Below are 15401 nucleotides of genomic sequence, written 5' to 3'. Positions count from 1 at the left end.
TAATTATAAAAATTTTGCAGGACGTGAAAAAATGAAAGATGTAGCTCAAAGCCAGGATTTAGATTTGGTCTTTTTGATAGACAGAAGCGGTTCAATGCACGGATCAGAACAGGACACAATTGGAGGATTCAATTCTTTTATTGAAAAGGAAAGAAAAAAAGGGTTCAACACTAATGTTACAACAATCCTATTCGATGACAAATATGAATTATTATACAAAAGACAGCCAATTGATGAAGTTAAAAAACTCACTTCCGACCAATATTATGTTAGGGGAATGACCGCTCTTTTGGATGCAATCGGAAAGACTATTGTCACTCTTGATAAGGAAATCGACAACAAAGTCTTGTTTGTCATAATGACTGACGGTATGGAAAATGCTTCTGTTGAATTTTCAAAATCTCAGATTAAAAGCATGATAAGCAGCCACAATTGGGAATTCATATTCATAGGTGCAGACATTGATTCCTATGGGGAGGCGGCAAGTATCGGAATTAGAAGGTCACGCGTAGCCAATTATGAAAAATCTGCCCGTGGTGTTGAAAGATTATACCGTTCTATTGATAATGTTTCTAATTGCATGAGGGCTGATTGTGATTTGGATGAGGTTAATTGGAAAAAGGATTTGGAAGAATATGATTAAATTTCATATTCACTTTCATCTTTTAGGCCTAAATTTTCAAATGCTCGTTTCCGCCTCATACAGCTTTCGCAAACACCCCAGTGTTTGTATTCTCCTTTATAACAGGAGTAACTTAACTCCATTGGAGCACCAACTTCAAGACCTAACTCAACAATTTCCTCTTTATTTAAATCAATGGCTGGTGCTTCAATTTTAATATTTTCAGGAGATCCGACTTTAATCAATTCATTAAATTCATTTAAATATTCTTTGGAATTGTCTGGAAAAGTAGCCCCTTCCTCACAGTTCCAGCCAACAATTATTATCTCAGCACCAATGCTTTCCGCATAGGAAGCTGCAATGGACGTAAAAACAGTATTTCTGGCAGGAACCCAAACGCTGCTTGCACTTTGCAATGATTTTTCTTCATCATCTAAATCATCGTAGCCGACTTCCGGAATGTCCTCATCAGTATTCAGGCTGGACGTGCTGATTTCAGCCAGCCAATCCAATTCAATCACGTGGTGGTGAAAGCCCATCTTTTCACAGATTCTGCGTGAAGCATTTAATTCCTGGGTAAATGCTTTCTGTCCGTAGTTAAATGTTATTGCATGAATTTCATAATCTTTGGCGTAGACGCTTGCTGCAACTGTACAGTCAAGCCCCCCGGACAATACTGCTATTGCCTTTTTCATTTGATCAGCTCCTTCACTTCTCTTAAGCTCAGATTTTTGTCATCGGCTATTTTTTTCAGGTCTTCGTATTCCGGCCTTTCAGAAATCACTTCTCCATTGACATAGCCTATTTTGAAAGTGACTTCATACTCATCGCCTTTAATGTCAACGGTCTTTTTGACAAATTCCCTTTTAGCTATTCCTCTATGTAAATTCGGGGCGATTCTAATGCCTAAACTGCCAGTATGCTTAAAAATCAAATTAACTAATTCGTCACGTTTGCTTTTTCCGGAAATGACTTTCAAAAGGCTTCCCTGACGATTTTTCTTCATTATTATTGGGGTAACTGATACGTCTGAGGCTCCGGCATCAAGCAGTATGTCAAATAGGTAGCCAATCTCTTCGCCCGTCAAATGGTCGATATTGGTTTCGATGACATCTATTGTATCGCTTTCATTAACATCAGCCGTTTGGATAATTCTTAAAACGTTCGGATGGTCGAAATCTTTACTTCCGGCACCGTAGGCTACTTTGTCCGCTTTTGCCTGCGGAATGAACTCCTTGATTTCATCACAAAGCTCTGCATATATTGCACAGCCCGTTGGAGTTGCAAGCTCGCTTGCCACAGGTCCTCCAACAAAATTAAGTCCTTTCAATATTTCCAGAACGGCAGGCACTGGCACCGGCAGGATTCCATGGGCAGTTTTAACCTGTCCACCTCCTACGGCTATCGGAAGGCCTATGACTTTTTCTTCATTCAGATTTAAGGAGTAGTATGCCCACACAGATCCAATGACATCGGCAACTGCATCGCTTGCGCCGACCTCATGGAAGTGTATCTCTTCCAGAGTCTTGCCGTGAACTTTTGACTCGGCAACAGCCATTCTTTTAAATATATTTAGGGATGTTTTTTTAATATCTTCATCCAAATCAAGGCCGTTTATTTTATCGACCAGTTCATTATAATGAATGTGGTCTTTTTTATCAAGCATTTTCACATGACAATATATAGAATCAATACCATTTTTATTAGTTTTTTCAAAATTCACATCAACTTTTCCGACAGTACTGGCGCAATATTCCATCACTTCTTTCAGTTTATCGCAATCGGCACCCAAATCGACAAGTGCACCAATAATCATGTTTCCAGATATTCCACTTCCCTGTGGATCTATAATAATTGCCATTATAAAAACTCCTTAAAAAATATTCTTAACATTTAATAATAATTTTGTTTAAATAGTATTAATAGTATTGGTGATATTGTGTTATTGAAAGAAGCAACTTTTAGAAACCTTTTGTATAAGATGATTATTGTCAAATCCAAAAAGGATGCTGAATACCAGGAAAGGTTATTCAACATTGATTCAATAGATTTGGATAATATAGAAGAGGAATTCAGCAACATTCCAATTGAAAATGAGGTTAATGCGATGCTGCTTTTTCCTTATCTTGACTATACTCAGGGTTTGTCATTTCTTATGGTTGCAAACGGACTGATTGAAGGCAATACAGTTACCTTTTATGAACGTCCGAATTTCGATAATTTTCAAATAATAAGAAAAGGTACTTTGAACGATAAAGAGATATTCTATCTTAAGGATTTGCTGATAAACAACGATTTCGATTTGGAGTATTATGTAAACTATGCAATTGACCGCACTGAAAGCTATAGGGGGGATGCTGAAGTGGAAACACTTAGGGCATTTTCAGAAATTGATTCCTGTAGAAATGAAGACTTTCCGGATGACTTTCTGGCATATTTCTTTAAGGAAGGATTGAATCCTGAAGGAATGTGGGTCAGAGGCAAGGAACTTAAAAGGGATCATATCGTGACGGAATTGCTTAATCAGCCTAATCAGGATTTTGGAATTAATGCAGGTGATACTGTTAAAATTATCGTATATGAAGATGAATCTGGCGAAATATCATGCATTGCAGATTTGAGGTGAGCAAATGAAAAGAGTAAATATTATTGAAAAAGATTATGGGGTTTTTATTAACAATCCGAAGAAATTCATGGCTATGAGTGACTTTACGGTAAGTCATGGAATAGACATTGTCGATAATGTTAATATCATTATAGCAAAGGATGATTTTGAAAATCTGGCCAAAGAATCAAATAATCAGGAAGAGAGGTTGTATATTGCCCATGAAGTGGATTCCATTAACTTTTTCAAGGATTCCTTTGGAGATGTAACGTTATATACATTCGTGACAAATGATGTGGATGTGGAAGAGTTCACTGATAAATTGCAGGTTGCAAACTCACCAAAAGGTTTTGGGGAAGCGAAAATAGATATAAGTCATGTCATCTACATTGACAAGGTACTCACCAAAAAAGACCTGTTGAAACTCTTTAAAAAAGTATCCAAAGCCAAAGCAAAATATCTGGCAAGTCTGAACTTACCTATCCATATCAGCAATATTTTAAATACAAACGACTTTTTAGCTGTTTTATGCAATGTTCCAGACGAAAAAGACCCTAAATTCGATAAAATCAATATATTTGAATTGGGTATCGGTGATGCAATAGAAACTTCAATCGATGAGTCATTCAAAAAAATTGGCTTGACATTTGGAGTGCTGGATTATCTTGTGTCTGAAGGAATTCTGATAGGTGATTTGATAGACGCCGGTTTTGAATTGCTTGATGGTGAAGCAACTGACGAGTTAAGCCAGAAAATGGAAGACCAGCTATTAAAGTCTCTGGCGGACATAAATGTGATTACTCTTCTGATGGCAGCAATCAGAACAGAACAGGACTTCAATGAAAACAGGATTCGCGAAATTGACATTAATGATGATTCACTCAATCTTTATTCCGATGAAATGCTGGGATTGGCTGTTTCTAATCAGATTGCGGGAACCAATGCAGCATTCAATTTCAAACGTTACTATGCGGCCAAACCTGGAGTATTGGCATATCTGCCGCCTGTGCTGGACAGTATTTTTGCAGGACTGATTGCGGGCTGCATGTCAAAAATTCTTGAGGAATAAAAATGGAAAATGATGATTATTTCACTGAAGAGGGATTTTCACCCATCAAATCTCTTTTGGGGTTATTGACTTTTTCAACAATACTTCCCATTAACGTATTCACGTCAATTGAATATATGACACGCATGACCTGGTGCTGGCCGTTTTTACATTTGATTGTCGGTGCTCTTGCGGCAGCTTGCGGTTTTATATGTGGGCAGTTCCTCCATTTAAACGTATTTTTCACATCAGTATTAATTTATGCATTTCTGATGTTAATAACAGGTTATAATCATCTTGACGGCGTAATGGACATGGCTGATGGAGTCATGGTCCATGGGAATCCTGAAAAGAAAATAAGTGTTGTCAAGGACTCATCAGTTGGGGCCGGTGGAATAGCAACGCTGTTTCTGGTCGCATCCCTTACAATTGCCGGAATTAACAATGTTTTGGATTATAACTTTTTGATTGGAATAGTTATTTGTGAAATGGTGGCTAAAAGTTCACTTTTAACAACTGCACTGACCTCCAAGCCGTTAACTCCAGGAATTGGAAGTTATTTTATAGTTTCAACAAATTCCTTTAATTATGCGCTGTCTACAGTCATTGTAGCTATTATAGCATTTTTATTGGGTGGAGTCATAGGATTGATAGGTCTTCTGGGAGCTGTCGTTTCAGGATTTTTAATATCAGTCATTGCAAAAAGAAACTTTGGCGTTGCAAATGGCGACGTATTGGGCATGAGCAATGAATTTGGAAGGTTGATGGCATTGCTTTTCATGTCAGTAGCTTTATATTTTTTATAATTTGGTGATAAAATGAATGTTAATGTTTTAAGATTGGATCATAGATTAAAAAGAGATACCCGTATCACTACTCACGTATGTTTAACCGCCCGCGCATTCGGAGCAAGCAAAATCTATCTTGCGGGAGAAGAGGACAATAAACTAATGGACAATGTAAGAGACACTGTCAAAAGATTTGGGGGCAGCTTTGAAATCGAACACACTGGCTCCTATATGGGAGTAATTAATAACTGGAAAAAGAACGGCGGCAAAGTCGTTCACCTGACAATGTACGGCTCACAGGCTCATGAAGTGGCTCCGGAGATAAGAAAAGACGGCAGTGATATATTAATTATTGTAGGAGGTTCCAAAGTTCCTGGAAGAGTTTATAAGGCTGCGGATTGGAACGTGTCCGTCACTACTCAGCCCCACTCAGAAGTCTCATCTCTGGCCGTATTCCAGCACTTGCTGATGGATGGTAAGGAATTCGATTTGGAATTTGAAAATCCCGTATTGGAAGTCATACCGACAGCACACGGTAAAAACGTAAATATTCATGATGAAAACTGTTAGGATATGAAATCGTCCAATCTTTTAATGGCTTTCAGTTTTTCATCTTTTTTTATTTTTGCCTGGTCAAGGGCATCTTTTATAGTTTGAATAGAATGGTCATAAACCTCTTTATCAACAGGGTATGGAAAACCGTCCTTTCCTCCGTGTGTAAAGCTGTATTTAACAGGGTCTTTCCAGCTTGCAGGCTCACCATAGACCAGATCGGATATTAATGCAAGCGCTCTGATTTTTTTGGGGCCAATTCCTCGAAGCAGAATCAGTTCCTCATAGTTTTCCGGCTGGATTTCCCAGGCATTTTTTAAAACTTCAAATTCCTTATCTGAAATGTCCATGTCAAGCACAGGATGATGGGAAGGCATCGTAAAGTCTTCCAAAAGCATCTGATTGTCTTTCCTTTTGAAATACTGTCTTAAATGGTCAGGATTATCATTGATTAAATCAACACTTATTTTTTGTGCCTCTTTGCTTTTTTCATCAGTCATATTCAATGTTTTCGGAGTTTTCTTATCGCAGGATATTCCGCTATGGGGATCCAAAAGCAGATCGTCAACCTCTTCACCCATCCAGTGATAACGGCGGGCATATTTGTTGTCGGTGTTCATTCCCTGCTGTATAACTGCCCAATCACCTTTTTCAGTGACGAAAAAGTTATGCTGATATAATGTGTATCCGTCCTGAATGCAGGAATTGTCAATTTTTGCGGATAACTTGCTTGTTTCAATCAGTTTGTCTGTAGTTTTCGTGTTCAGATTAAATATGTCTCCAGCATGTGCAATTCCGTCGGGAGTTTTACGGGATTTTGCCCCTTTTCCTCCGCTCAGGTAAATTCCATGTTCTTCGGGAGATAATGATTCCTTAAGAGCACCCAGTGTGGTGGTTGTGGTTCCTGAGGAATGCCAGTCAAATCCTAAAACGCAGGAAAATGCCTGAAACCAGTATGGATTTGATATTCTGCGAATAAATTCGTTCAGACTATACTCTTCAATTATTACGGATGTGAGCGCTCCTGATAACTCAACCATCCTTGAAAATAGCCATCTTGGGGGATGCCCTCCATGTAAGGGTAAATTGACTGCTCCTCGTCTTTGCATAATTTATATTTTATTGAATTTAATTTATAAATCTGGTGAGAGCATCTGAACACTAATTTTTGTAGTTAAATAGTTAGATATAAAACACAATAAATACACTAATATATATAAAAAACACATTAATATATAGGAATATAGTTAGTACTGTTTGGGGATGTCATGATTTTTAAGGAAATAAACAAAGAATATGTTGGCAAAATATTGTTTTTTCTTTCATTAATACTGTTTTTAATATCAATTTCAAAAATCAATTTTGGATTAAATGTTGATGAGGCATTTTCATTAATGATTACAAATACTAATTTCCTTGAAACTATCCATTTAACTGCGATTGATGTTCATCCGCCATTGTATTATCTGATTCTAAAATTATTTTTAGGTGTTTTTGATATTTTCGGATTCGATCCCATAATATCTGGCCAAATTCTTTCTATTTTACCAATGGCTTTATTATTGCTCATAGATTTTACAAAAATTAGAAAAGATTTTGGATGGTTGGTATGTGGAATCTACGCCATTTGTATTGTGAGCATGCCTAATTTCATGTATTATACTTTAACAATACGAATGTATTCTTTTGCAATGTTTTTTGTCACGGTAACATATTTAATAGCCTTTGATTTAACTAAAGCATCTTCATTTAAAAATTGGATTTTATTAACGGTATTTGTGATTTTATCATTTTATACTCATTATTATGCGGTGATTGGATGTTTGATTATTTATCTAATGTTATTAATCTATTTTATTTTAAATAATCGTCAACAGATTAAATATTTAATTCTTTCAGGTATTGTATCATTTTTGGCCTATATTCCTTGGATTTACATTATTCTAACTCAAATAAATAAATATCATGATAACTATTGGATTCAACCGTTATATGGTGAACAATTATTGAGGACTTTCTGGTATGTTTTTTCTTCAAATACATTTTCTTCCATGATAATTGGTATCCTATTAGTATGTTCATTAGTTATTTTGATTTATTGCTTTATAAAAGATACTAATAAAGAAAAAATAGATTTCTTGGCAATTTGTGCTTTGTCAATTTTAATCTTTACCATAGTTTTCGGATTATTGATTTCTATTTTTATCATGCCTCTATTTAATGAAAGATATGTATTTCCAATTTTAGGTATCTTTTGGTTAGGATTTTCTATTTTATTGGCTAAAAATTATGAAAATAAGAAAATATTTGCATTCTGTTTAGTTATTTTATTATGTGCGAGCTGTATTAATACAATATATTATATAAACTCATCTGATATTGCTTCCAGGGATATGGAAATCTTGGGCAACATTACTTTTGAAGAAGGGGATGTTATAATTCATGATAATTTACATACGCAGCTTACTTTTGAAAGATGGTACTGTCCACAATGTGATAATTATAATTATTATGACTCTGATGTCAATTCCATGCAGATTATTGATGAAGCTTTTGCCAATAATCATACTGTGTGGGTTTTTTATAGGGATTCTGGAAGTACAAGACTAAGAGGTTCGGATGGTTCGTTATTAAATGCTCTTTCACAATTTTATAATCTTGAGCCTATCTCTAAATTAGAACCTGATCCTTTTAATAATATCCCTACGGAGATTTTTAAAGTTAATTCATCCAAGTAAACGAGAATTTTTTATAACTCCCTTAGTTATTATGCTTATTTAACATTCTGGCGGTTAAATTTGCATTCAAAAAAATCAAAAAATCTATTTTTGTGAAGATGTGTAATTAAAAAACGAAACTTTATTAAGTAGTATATAATATATTTATTAATGTTATAATGTTTATTAATTTATTATAGGAGCGTTATTATTATGGCAATTAAAGATGGCGATTTTGTTCGTGTAAATTTTACTGGTAAAATAAAAGAAAATGACGAAGTATTTGATACTACTTATGATGAAATAGCTTTAGAAGCTGAAATTTTTGATGAAAACAAAACTTACAAACCAATTCCTATTGTAGTTGGAGGAAACCACTTATTACCTGCTATTGAAGAAGAAATTGTTGGTCTTGAAGCAGGCGAACGTAAAACTGTTGAAGTTGAAAGTGATAATGCATTCGGTCCACGTGACCCTAAAGCTATACAATTAATCCCAATGAAAGAATTCAAAAAACAAGGTATGACCCCATATCCTGGTATGAGAATTTCAGCTGAAGGTGGAGAAGGTAGAATCTTAACCGTAAACGGCGGAAGAGTTAAAGTTGATTTCAACCACCCATTAGCAGGAAAAGACTTAATCTATGATGTTGAAGTAACTGAAATCATCGAAGACAATGAAGAAAAAATCAAAAGTATGATTGAGTTACATTACGCTAACCCTAATGTCGATTTGGAAAAAACCGAAATCTCAATTGAAGATGGCGTTGTAAGCATCCAATTGGATGAAATGGCTAAATTTGATCAGCAATCCTACATGGACATCACTTTTGCTAGATTCAGAATAGCTAAAGACATCTGGGAAAACATTGAAGAAGTTAGCAAAGTTAACTTTGTAGATGCTTTCGAAAAAAGAGAAGAAACTGCTGACGAAGAAGAAGATGAAGAATAATCTTCTTTTAATTAATTTTTAAGTTATTTTCAATAACTTTTTTACTTTTTTTTAATACTAAATACTTTTACCTTTACTTACTGCAACGATTCCAGGAATATTTTCTACTTTTAACCTGTAAAAGGCTTCCATTCCTTCACTTTCAAAAAGAACACATTCCTTTTCAGTGACCTTGCTTGTCAGCAATGCCGCAACGGGTGGTGTTATTACAAAAATTGAGTTGTTTTCATTTAAAGATTCAATAGTGTCGTCATGGAGCATTCCCTTGCCGATATGGATTTTCACACCGTTTTCACTTAAAAAGGGGATTGTTGATTCAATTTCCTCCTTGTTGCTTGTTGTCGGAGCTATTCCTGCATCGCTTACGGCAGTATGCATTATGGCAGCACCATTCAAATCAAAATCAAGTTTGTTCTGCTTTATCCGCTCGACAAGCTGTGGAAGTGCGGCATCACGGCCAGTAAACATCTCGCCGGAAATGGAAATCTGATCGCCCACATCAAGAGATAGAATTTCTTCATCGCTTACGGGTGTAGTTATTTTTTTCATATTTTCTTTTATTGCCTTTAATTTATTTTAATTTTCTCATTTTTTTCAAAAAAACTTTTGATTTCAATAATTATTTAAAGGTTTGAAAACAAATATATTACACATTATAATTTAATGATTTGTTTAGGAGATTGTAAATTTGATTATAATAAATGAAGATTTATGTAAAGGTTGTCACCTTTGCTTATTTATGTGTTATAAGAATGTTTATGCAATATCTTCCGAAGCTAACAAGAAGGGAGTGCAGCTTCCTTACGTTAATTTTGAAGATAGATGCACCGGCTGTGGTGTTTGTGAGGTAATTTGTCCTGACCAGGCTATCACAGTAGATATCAATAAAAATTGGTGGGTTGATAAGGAAGACAATTCTTTCAATCCTAAATTTTCAAATGGGAGAAAATAGGTGTTAATATGTCAGAAGAATTTTTTATTCAAGGAAATGAAGCTTGCGCTAAAGGCGCACTAAAAGCTGGTTGCAGGTTTTTTGCAGGTTATCCTATTACTCCATCCACTGAAGTTGCAGAAACTTTATCACGTGAACTTCCAAAAGTAGGGGGATCCTTTGTTCAAATGGAAGATGAAATCGCATCTGCAGGTGCAATTATCGGAGGTTCTTGGGGAGGAACCAAATCAATGACCGCAACATCAGGGCCTGGTTTGTCATTGATGCAGGAAAATATCGGTTATGCATTCATCACTGAAACCCCTATAGTCATTGTGGATGTTCAAAGAGGTTCACCTTCAACAGGTCAGCCTACAATGGCCGCTCAGGGCGATATGATGCAGGCCCGCTGGGGATCACATGGTGATTATGAACCAATTGCATTGTCACCTTCAAGCGTTCAGGAATTCTTTGATTTTACAATTAGAGCTTTCAATTTGGCTGAACAGTATAGAACTCCGGTATTTGTCATGGCTGATGAAATCATTGGACACATGAGGGAAAAAATCACCGTTGAAGATGACATTGAAATCGTTGCAAGGAAAATGCCTGAAGATAAAGATAATTTTTTACCTTTCAAAAATGTTGAAAACGGTACCAATCCTATGCCTGCATTCGGTGAAGGTTTCAATATCCATGTAACCGGTTTAACTCACGATGAAAGAGGTTATCCTGACACAAATGATCCTGAAACTCATGACGCACTGGTTCAAAGATTATGCGACAAGGTACTGAATAACAGGGATGAAATCTGTTCCGTACAGTCCAAATACTGTGAAGACGCCGATGTTGTCATCATATCTTATGGTGCTCCTGTAAGGTCTGCTTCAGAAGCTGTGGAAAAAGCAAGGGCCGAAGGCAAGAAAGTAGGTTACATTAAACTTAATACTCCATGGCCTTTCCCTGAAAAACAGGTTAAGGAATTGTCTAAAAACGCATCAAGTGTTCTTGTCGTCGAATTGAACTTAGGTCAAATGTTTTATGAGGTTGACCGTGTCCTGAGAAGGGATGCCAATGTTTATCTTATGGGACAAGTTGGCGGATTAATGCCTACTCCTGATGAAATATTATCTAAAATCAATGAAATAGGAGGAAATTAAATGTCTGAGAAAAATAAATTCACTCCATATATGAGAGAGGACAGGCTTCCTCACATATTCTGTCCTGGATGTGGAAACGGAACCATTATGAATGCTTTCCTGCAGGGAATGGAAAAGGCGGAAATGGACTTTGACAATATTGCAATGGTTTCCGGTATCGGATGTTCATCAAGAATTCCAGGTTATATGAATTGTGATTCCCTCCATACAACTCACGGAAGAGCATTGAGTTTTGCAACCGGTTTAAAAACCGCAAATAAGGATTTAGATGTTGTAGTTTTCACAGGTGACGGTGACTGCGCATCCATAGGCGGTAACCATTTGATTCATGCCGCCAGAAGAAACATCAATCTGACTGTTATCTGTATCAACAATAATATTTATGGAATGACTGGTGGTCAAATCAGCCCTACTTCTCCTAAAGGAAGTTTTGGAACTACAGCACCATATGGAAATATGGATACTCCATTTAACTTGGCGGAACTTGTAGCTGCCGCAGGCGCAACATATTCTGCAAGATGGACCACAATCCAGATTGAAAGCCTGGTAACAGCTATTAAGGACGGTCTTAAAAATCCGGGTTTCTCATTCATTGAGGTCGTAACCCAATGTCCGACTTATTATGGCCGTAAAAATAAACTCAGAACTCCAACGGCAATGGCAGTCACTTTAAAAATGAATACAGTATTCAAGTCAGCTGCCGATAGGATGAGGAAAAAAGACTTGGAAGGAAAAATAGTCGTTGGAGAATTCGCTAATTCACAAAGACCTGAATTTACAGACAATATAGAAAGAATTAGTGAAGAGAAATTTGGTAAGAAAACTTTAATCAATTCAGCTTATGAAGAGGAGTTATAATGAGAACTGAAATCAGAATCGGTGGATTTGGAGGTCAGGGAGTAATTCTTGCAGGAATTATTGTTGGTAAGGCTGCAAGTATTTTTGATAAAAATGAAGCTGTTCAAACTCAATCTTATGGTCCTGAAGCTCGTGGGGGAGCTTCAAAATGTGAAGTTGTTGTCAGCGACACTGAAATCGATTATCCTAAAGTGCAAAGTCCGGATATTCTAGTGGCCATGTCTAATGAAGCGTTAATTAAGTATATTGTTGATTTAAAAGATGAAGGAACTTTGATTGTTGATCCGGGAACTACGGATGTGGAAGATGTTCGTGAATTCATAGATCAGCATAACATTAAAGTTTATGAAGCTCCTGCAACCCAAACTGCAAACGATGAAATCGGTCTTAAAATCGTTGCCAATATTGTTATGGTTGGAGCTATTACAAAAATCACTGAAGTTATATCTCAGGAAGCTGCTATTGAAGCTATTAAGGACAGCGTTCCTGCTGGAACCGAAGAGAAAAATATCAAGGCGTTTGAAGCGGGATATAATTTAGTTTAAAAATAGGTGAATATTATGAGGTTTTTCGAAAACGTAGCAAAAAAAGTATTTAATCAAGAGGGTATTTCCATCCTTGAAGGAAATGTTGCATATTCTCCGGAAGAGGCTGTAGCAATCTGTTCAGAAATGGGAGTGCCTGTTGTAGTTAAGGCACAGGTTTTAACCGGGGGAAGAGGAAAAGCGGGTGGTGTAAAATTCGCAGACAACCCTGGTGAAGCTTTAAAAGTTGCTGATGAAATTTTAGGAATGGAAATTAAAGGTGAAAAGGTAAAACACCTTTTAATTGAAGAAAAAGCAGACATTATCAATGAATATTTCTTAAGTATTTCCATTGACAGGTCAGAAAAAAGGCCGCTAATCATGGTAAGTAAAGAAGGTGGGGTTGAAATTGAAAATCTCGCAAAAACAAATCCTGAAAAAATCATTAAATATTATCCTCAACCTTTAATCGATTTCTTGCCATATGAAGCTCGTGAAATCGCCCGTAAAATGGACGTTCCTTCCGAATTAATCCCTCAAATGGGAGATGTCATCTGGAAATTGTATAATGTATTCGATAAGTATGACTGTGAAATTGCAGAAATCAACCCTCTGGTTTTAACTCCAGACGGATTAATTGCCGCCGACGCTAAAATGGAAGTTGAAAATGATGCATTGTACAGACACCAGGACCTGGTCAACATGCTGCACTATAAGAAGAAAGCAGTGGACTTTGTCAAATTGGACGGTGACATTGCTGTAATCGGTAACGGTGCAGGTCTGACATTGACTGCAATGGACATGATTAAGTTAAATGGCGGAGAGCCAGCAACATTCCTGGATATTGGTGGTGGAGCATCAGAACATATTATCAATCAGGCATTAAACATTGTTTTAAACTATGATCCTGTTAAAGTAGTCTTTTTAAATGTTTTGGGCGGTATTACCAAGGCTGATGATGTTGCCCGTGGTGTCATCAAGGCATTGGAAAATTCAGACAGGGAAATACATATTGTAATTAGGCTGACCGGAACCAACGAGGAAGAAGGTCAAAGACTTCTTGAAGAGGCAGGCATTCCATATGAGATTTCCATGGAAAAGGCCGCTAAAAAGGCAGTCGATTTATGCAATGAACTTAAGGCGAAATAAATGAAATTTTTTGCTATTAACGGAAGCCCCAGAAAAGCTTTCAGTACGGCGCAGCTTTTGGACAAATCTCTTGAAGGAATAAAATCCGCTCTTCCGCAGGCCGAGGTTAAAAGAGTGGATTTATATGACATTCCTTTCAATGGTTGTAAAAGCTGTTTTGCCTGTAAAAAAAGAAATGGTCGTCATTATGGTCGTTGTGTCTATAATGATGATTTTAAACCTATTTTAAATGAAATTACTCAATCTGACGGAGTAATTTTAGGTTCACCTGTTTACTTCGGTGATTTGACTGGAAATATGAGATGTTTTTTGGAAAGATTCATGTTTCCTTTCCTAGCTTACAGTGCCGTTGAAACGGTAGAACACAAGAGAATGCCTCTGGCATGCATATACACGATGAATGTTTCAGATGAGTCCTCTTATCTGGCAGGCTATCATGATTTGTTTGGCCGATATGAGGATACTCTGGAGAGGATATTTACAAAACCAGAGCATCTCTATGTTCATGAAACATATCAGTTCAAGGACTATTCAAGATATGTCTCTGACATTTTTGATGAAAAGCAGCGAAGAACTATTCGTGAAACACGTTTTCCAAAAGATTTACAATCCGCTTTTAAAATTGGTCAGAATATAGCCAAAAGAGCTATCGGTGATTAGTCTTCTATTTTTTTAATAAAAAAAGTTCTTTAAAGAAATTAATTCTTTAAAGATTATAATAAAGTTTCAAATCCTTTTGTAGCAAGTAATCTGGTAAATGAACCTTCAGGCTGCATTAGGATATTTCCTTTTGAGTATTGGTCTAATGCGGTTTGAACCATTGTGCTCTTTTTGTTAGGATCTTGTGCAGCTTGAGCAAGGGCTTTAACTAAAACCATTACTGCATCTCCCCTTGACATGGTTCCAGGAACATTTTCATTTCCGGCATATCCGTTATATGCATCATTTTCCCGTATAATATCTTCGGCACTTAGGTTAGTTGGCTCACCATCCACTTCAAGAGGTGCAACTGAGTTAATAACTGCATCAATACCGTCAGTATAAACGATAACAACAGCATCTGCCTTCATGCCTGTGTTATATTCCACGATTTCTTTTGCATATTCCATACCCTGTTTTGCTCCATCCCAAAGACAGTCGTGCAATAGCATTCTTCCGCTTAGTCCACCGGGAGCGGACTGGGTAGGGTGTGCTTTACCTCCAGGATATACTGGCGTATAATTTTGCAAGGATCCATTTTCTAAGTGAACCATAAATGCCATATCCACAGCACCGTTTGGTTGTTCTGTTTTGTCTGAAGCTAAAACCAGAATGTTTTTACTTTCTTCAGTTAAATCAGGACCAACCATAAGTGCTCCAGCTATAATAGTTAATAAACCGATAAGAATAACTAAAAGTATGGCAATTATCAGCTTTTTTCTTCTTCTCATTTTATTTTCACATTCTCCGTTTAATTAAAGAATCAGATTATCATATAAAAGTAAATTTTATATTAT

Annotated in this window: 18 protein-coding genes; 13 read left to right on the top strand and 5 right to left on the bottom strand. The window is 36.5% G+C overall.

Features of this window, described 5'->3' with window-relative positions; genetic code table 11:
* The coding region (locus tag ACKI2W_RS05955; RefSeq protein WP_407380203.1) for a vWA domain-containing protein at window positions 1–643 on the top strand (643 nt) is incomplete at its 5' end.
* Here ACKI2W_RS05955 and queC read toward each other — a convergent pair.
* Together queC and larC are read right to left on the bottom strand one after the other, a co-directional pair.
* Window positions 640–1317 (bottom strand): 7-cyano-7-deazaguanine synthase QueC, encoded by a 678-nt coding sequence (queC, locus tag ACKI2W_RS05950; protein ID WP_407380201.1) that lies wholly within the window; start codon window positions 1315–1317, stop codon window positions 640–642. The two genes, ACKI2W_RS05955 and queC, sit on opposite strands and share 4 nt — an antisense overlap.
* Window positions 1314–2483, bottom strand: a complete 1170-nt coding sequence (larC, locus tag ACKI2W_RS05945) for a nickel pincer cofactor biosynthesis protein LarC (protein WP_407380199.1) — start codon at window positions 2481–2483, stop codon at window positions 1314–1316. Before larC ends, queC begins: the two co-directional genes overlap by 4 nt.
* Window positions 2484–2561: 78 nt before the next feature.
* Here larC and ACKI2W_RS05940 point away from each other — a divergent pair, with 78 nt between their 5' ends.
* The 4 genes from ACKI2W_RS05940 to ACKI2W_RS05925 are packed head-to-tail and all read left to right on the top strand — an operon-like array spanning window position 2562 to window position 5633.
* A complete protein-coding gene (locus ACKI2W_RS05940; RefSeq protein WP_407380197.1) occupies window positions 2562–3248 on the top strand; it encodes a hypothetical protein in 687 nt (228 codons plus the stop codon).
* Window positions 3249–3252: 4 nt separating this feature from the next.
* Window positions 3253–4296 carry a phosphatidylglycerophosphatase gene (locus tag ACKI2W_RS05935; RefSeq protein WP_407380195.1) on the top strand — a complete coding sequence of 348 codons (1044 nt, stop codon included), beginning with the start codon at window positions 3253–3255 and terminating at the stop codon, window positions 4294–4296.
* A gap of 2 nt (window positions 4297–4298) precedes the next feature.
* Window positions 4299–5081, top strand: a complete 783-nt coding sequence (cobS, locus tag ACKI2W_RS05930) for an adenosylcobinamide-GDP ribazoletransferase (protein WP_407380193.1) — start codon at window positions 4299–4301, stop codon at window positions 5079–5081.
* Window positions 5082–5093: 12 nt separating this feature from the next.
* Window positions 5094–5633 (top strand): tRNA (cytidine(56)-2'-O)-methyltransferase, encoded by a 540-nt coding sequence (locus tag ACKI2W_RS05925; protein ID WP_407380191.1) that lies wholly within the window; start codon window positions 5094–5096, stop codon window positions 5631–5633.
* On the opposite strand, the gene ACKI2W_RS05920 is transcribed toward ACKI2W_RS05925, so the two are convergent.
* Window positions 5630–6724 carry a DUF763 domain-containing protein gene (locus ACKI2W_RS05920; protein ID WP_407380189.1) on the bottom strand — a complete coding sequence of 365 codons (1095 nt, stop codon included), beginning with the start codon at window positions 6722–6724 and terminating at the stop codon, window positions 5630–5632. The genes ACKI2W_RS05925 and ACKI2W_RS05920 overlap by 4 nt on opposite strands.
* A 159-nt stretch (window positions 6725–6883) precedes the next feature.
* Here ACKI2W_RS05920 and ACKI2W_RS05915 point away from each other — a divergent pair, with 159 nt between their 5' ends.
* Together ACKI2W_RS05915 and ACKI2W_RS05910 are read left to right on the top strand one after the other, a co-directional pair.
* Window positions 6884–8353, top strand: a complete 1470-nt coding sequence (locus ACKI2W_RS05915; protein ID WP_407380187.1) for a hypothetical protein — start codon at window positions 6884–6886, stop codon at window positions 8351–8353.
* 192 nt (window positions 8354–8545) lie between these two features.
* Window positions 8546–9283 carry a peptidylprolyl isomerase gene (locus tag ACKI2W_RS05910; protein WP_407380185.1) on the top strand — a complete coding sequence of 246 codons (738 nt, stop codon included), beginning with the start codon at window positions 8546–8548 and terminating at the stop codon, window positions 9281–9283.
* Window positions 9284–9340: 57 nt separating this feature from the next.
* Here ACKI2W_RS05910 and ACKI2W_RS05905 read toward each other — a convergent pair whose 3' ends face one another.
* Entirely contained in the window at window positions 9341–9832 is a 492-nt protein-coding gene (locus ACKI2W_RS05905; RefSeq protein WP_407380183.1) for a fumarate hydratase C-terminal domain-containing protein, read from the bottom strand.
* A gap of 139 nt (window positions 9833–9971) precedes the next feature.
* On the opposite strand from ACKI2W_RS05905, the gene ACKI2W_RS05900 reads away from it, so the two are divergent.
* The 6 genes from ACKI2W_RS05900 to ACKI2W_RS05875 are packed head-to-tail and all read left to right on the top strand — an operon-like array spanning window position 9972 to window position 14565.
* Window positions 9972–10235, top strand: a complete 264-nt coding sequence (locus ACKI2W_RS05900; RefSeq protein WP_407380181.1) for a ferredoxin family protein — start codon at window positions 9972–9974, stop codon at window positions 10233–10235.
* Window positions 10236–10243: 8 nt separating this feature from the next.
* Entirely contained in the window at window positions 10244–11374 is a 1131-nt protein-coding gene (locus ACKI2W_RS05895) for a 2-oxoacid:acceptor oxidoreductase subunit alpha (protein WP_407380179.1), read from the top strand.
* Window positions 11375–12232: a 2-oxoacid:ferredoxin oxidoreductase subunit beta gene (locus ACKI2W_RS05890; RefSeq protein WP_407380177.1), complete on the top strand. Its 858-nt coding sequence runs from the start codon at window positions 11375–11377 to the stop codon at window positions 12230–12232.
* The gene (locus ACKI2W_RS05885) at window positions 12232–12777 is read left to right on the top strand and encodes a 2-oxoacid:ferredoxin oxidoreductase subunit gamma (protein ID WP_407380175.1); all 546 of its coding nucleotides are present in this window, start codon (window positions 12232–12234) and stop codon (window positions 12775–12777) included. Before ACKI2W_RS05890 ends, ACKI2W_RS05885 begins: the two co-directional genes overlap by 1 nt.
* A gap of 15 nt (window positions 12778–12792) precedes the next feature.
* Window positions 12793–13905 (top strand): ADP-forming succinate--CoA ligase subunit beta, encoded by a 1113-nt coding sequence (gene sucC / locus ACKI2W_RS05880; RefSeq protein WP_407380173.1) that lies wholly within the window; start codon window positions 12793–12795, stop codon window positions 13903–13905.
* Window positions 13906–14565 (top strand): flavodoxin family protein, encoded by a 660-nt coding sequence (locus tag ACKI2W_RS05875; protein ID WP_407380171.1) that lies wholly within the window; start codon window positions 13906–13908, stop codon window positions 14563–14565.
* A gap of 53 nt (window positions 14566–14618) precedes the next feature.
* On the opposite strand, the gene ACKI2W_RS05870 is transcribed toward ACKI2W_RS05875, so the two are convergent.
* The gene (locus ACKI2W_RS05870; protein WP_407380169.1) at window positions 14619–15335 is read right to left on the bottom strand and encodes a DUF4012 domain-containing protein; all 717 of its coding nucleotides are present in this window, start codon (window positions 15333–15335) and stop codon (window positions 14619–14621) included.
* Window positions 15336–15401: the final 66 nt, after the last annotated feature.

Origin of the sequence: Methanobrevibacter sp. (assembly GCF_045603845.1) — an archaeon.
Classification (GTDB): Archaea; Methanobacteriota; Methanobacteria; order Methanobacteriales; family Methanobacteriaceae; genus Methanocatella.
Note: the sequence above shows the minus strand (reverse complement) of the source record. Positions and strands in the feature narration are given on the sequence as shown.

Excerpts from the sequence above, each read along its gene's own strand:
- ACKI2W_RS05925 (WP_407380191.1), top strand. The coding sequence starts at position 5,094 with ATGAATGTTAATGTTTTAAGATTGGATCATAGATTAAAAAGAGATACC.
- cobS (WP_407380193.1), top strand. The coding sequence starts at position 4,299 with ATGGAAAATGATGATTATTTCACTGAAGAGGGATTTTCACCCATCAAA.
- ACKI2W_RS05920 (WP_407380189.1), bottom strand. The coding sequence starts at position 6,724 with ATGCAAAGACGAGGAGCAGTCAATTTACCCTTACATGGAGGGCATCCC.
- ACKI2W_RS05905 (WP_407380183.1), bottom strand. The coding sequence starts at position 9,832 with ATGAAAAAAATAACTACACCCGTAAGCGATGAAGAAATTCTATCTCTT.
- larC (WP_407380199.1), bottom strand. The coding sequence starts at position 2,483 with ATGGCAATTATTATAGATCCACAGGGAAGTGGAATATCTGGAAACATG.
- ACKI2W_RS05915 (WP_407380187.1), top strand. The coding sequence starts at position 6,884 with ATGATTTTTAAGGAAATAAACAAAGAATATGTTGGCAAAATATTGTTT.
- ACKI2W_RS05875 (WP_407380171.1), top strand. The coding sequence starts at position 13,906 with ATGAAATTTTTTGCTATTAACGGAAGCCCCAGAAAAGCTTTCAGTACG.
- ACKI2W_RS05885 (WP_407380175.1), top strand. The coding sequence starts at position 12,232 with ATGAGAACTGAAATCAGAATCGGTGGATTTGGAGGTCAGGGAGTAATT.
- ACKI2W_RS05935 (WP_407380195.1), top strand. The coding sequence starts at position 3,253 with ATGAAAAGAGTAAATATTATTGAAAAAGATTATGGGGTTTTTATTAAC.
- ACKI2W_RS05910 (WP_407380185.1), top strand. The coding sequence starts at position 8,546 with ATGGCAATTAAAGATGGCGATTTTGTTCGTGTAAATTTTACTGGTAAA.
- ACKI2W_RS05895 (WP_407380179.1), top strand. The coding sequence starts at position 10,244 with ATGTCAGAAGAATTTTTTATTCAAGGAAATGAAGCTTGCGCTAAAGGC.
- sucC (WP_407380173.1), top strand. The coding sequence starts at position 12,793 with ATGAGGTTTTTCGAAAACGTAGCAAAAAAAGTATTTAATCAAGAGGGT.
- ACKI2W_RS05890 (WP_407380177.1), top strand. The coding sequence starts at position 11,375 with ATGTCTGAGAAAAATAAATTCACTCCATATATGAGAGAGGACAGGCTT.
- ACKI2W_RS05870 (WP_407380169.1), bottom strand. The coding sequence starts at position 15,335 with ATGAGAAGAAGAAAAAAGCTGATAATTGCCATACTTTTAGTTATTCTT.
- queC (WP_407380201.1), bottom strand. The coding sequence starts at position 1,317 with ATGAAAAAGGCAATAGCAGTATTGTCCGGGGGGCTTGACTGTACAGTT.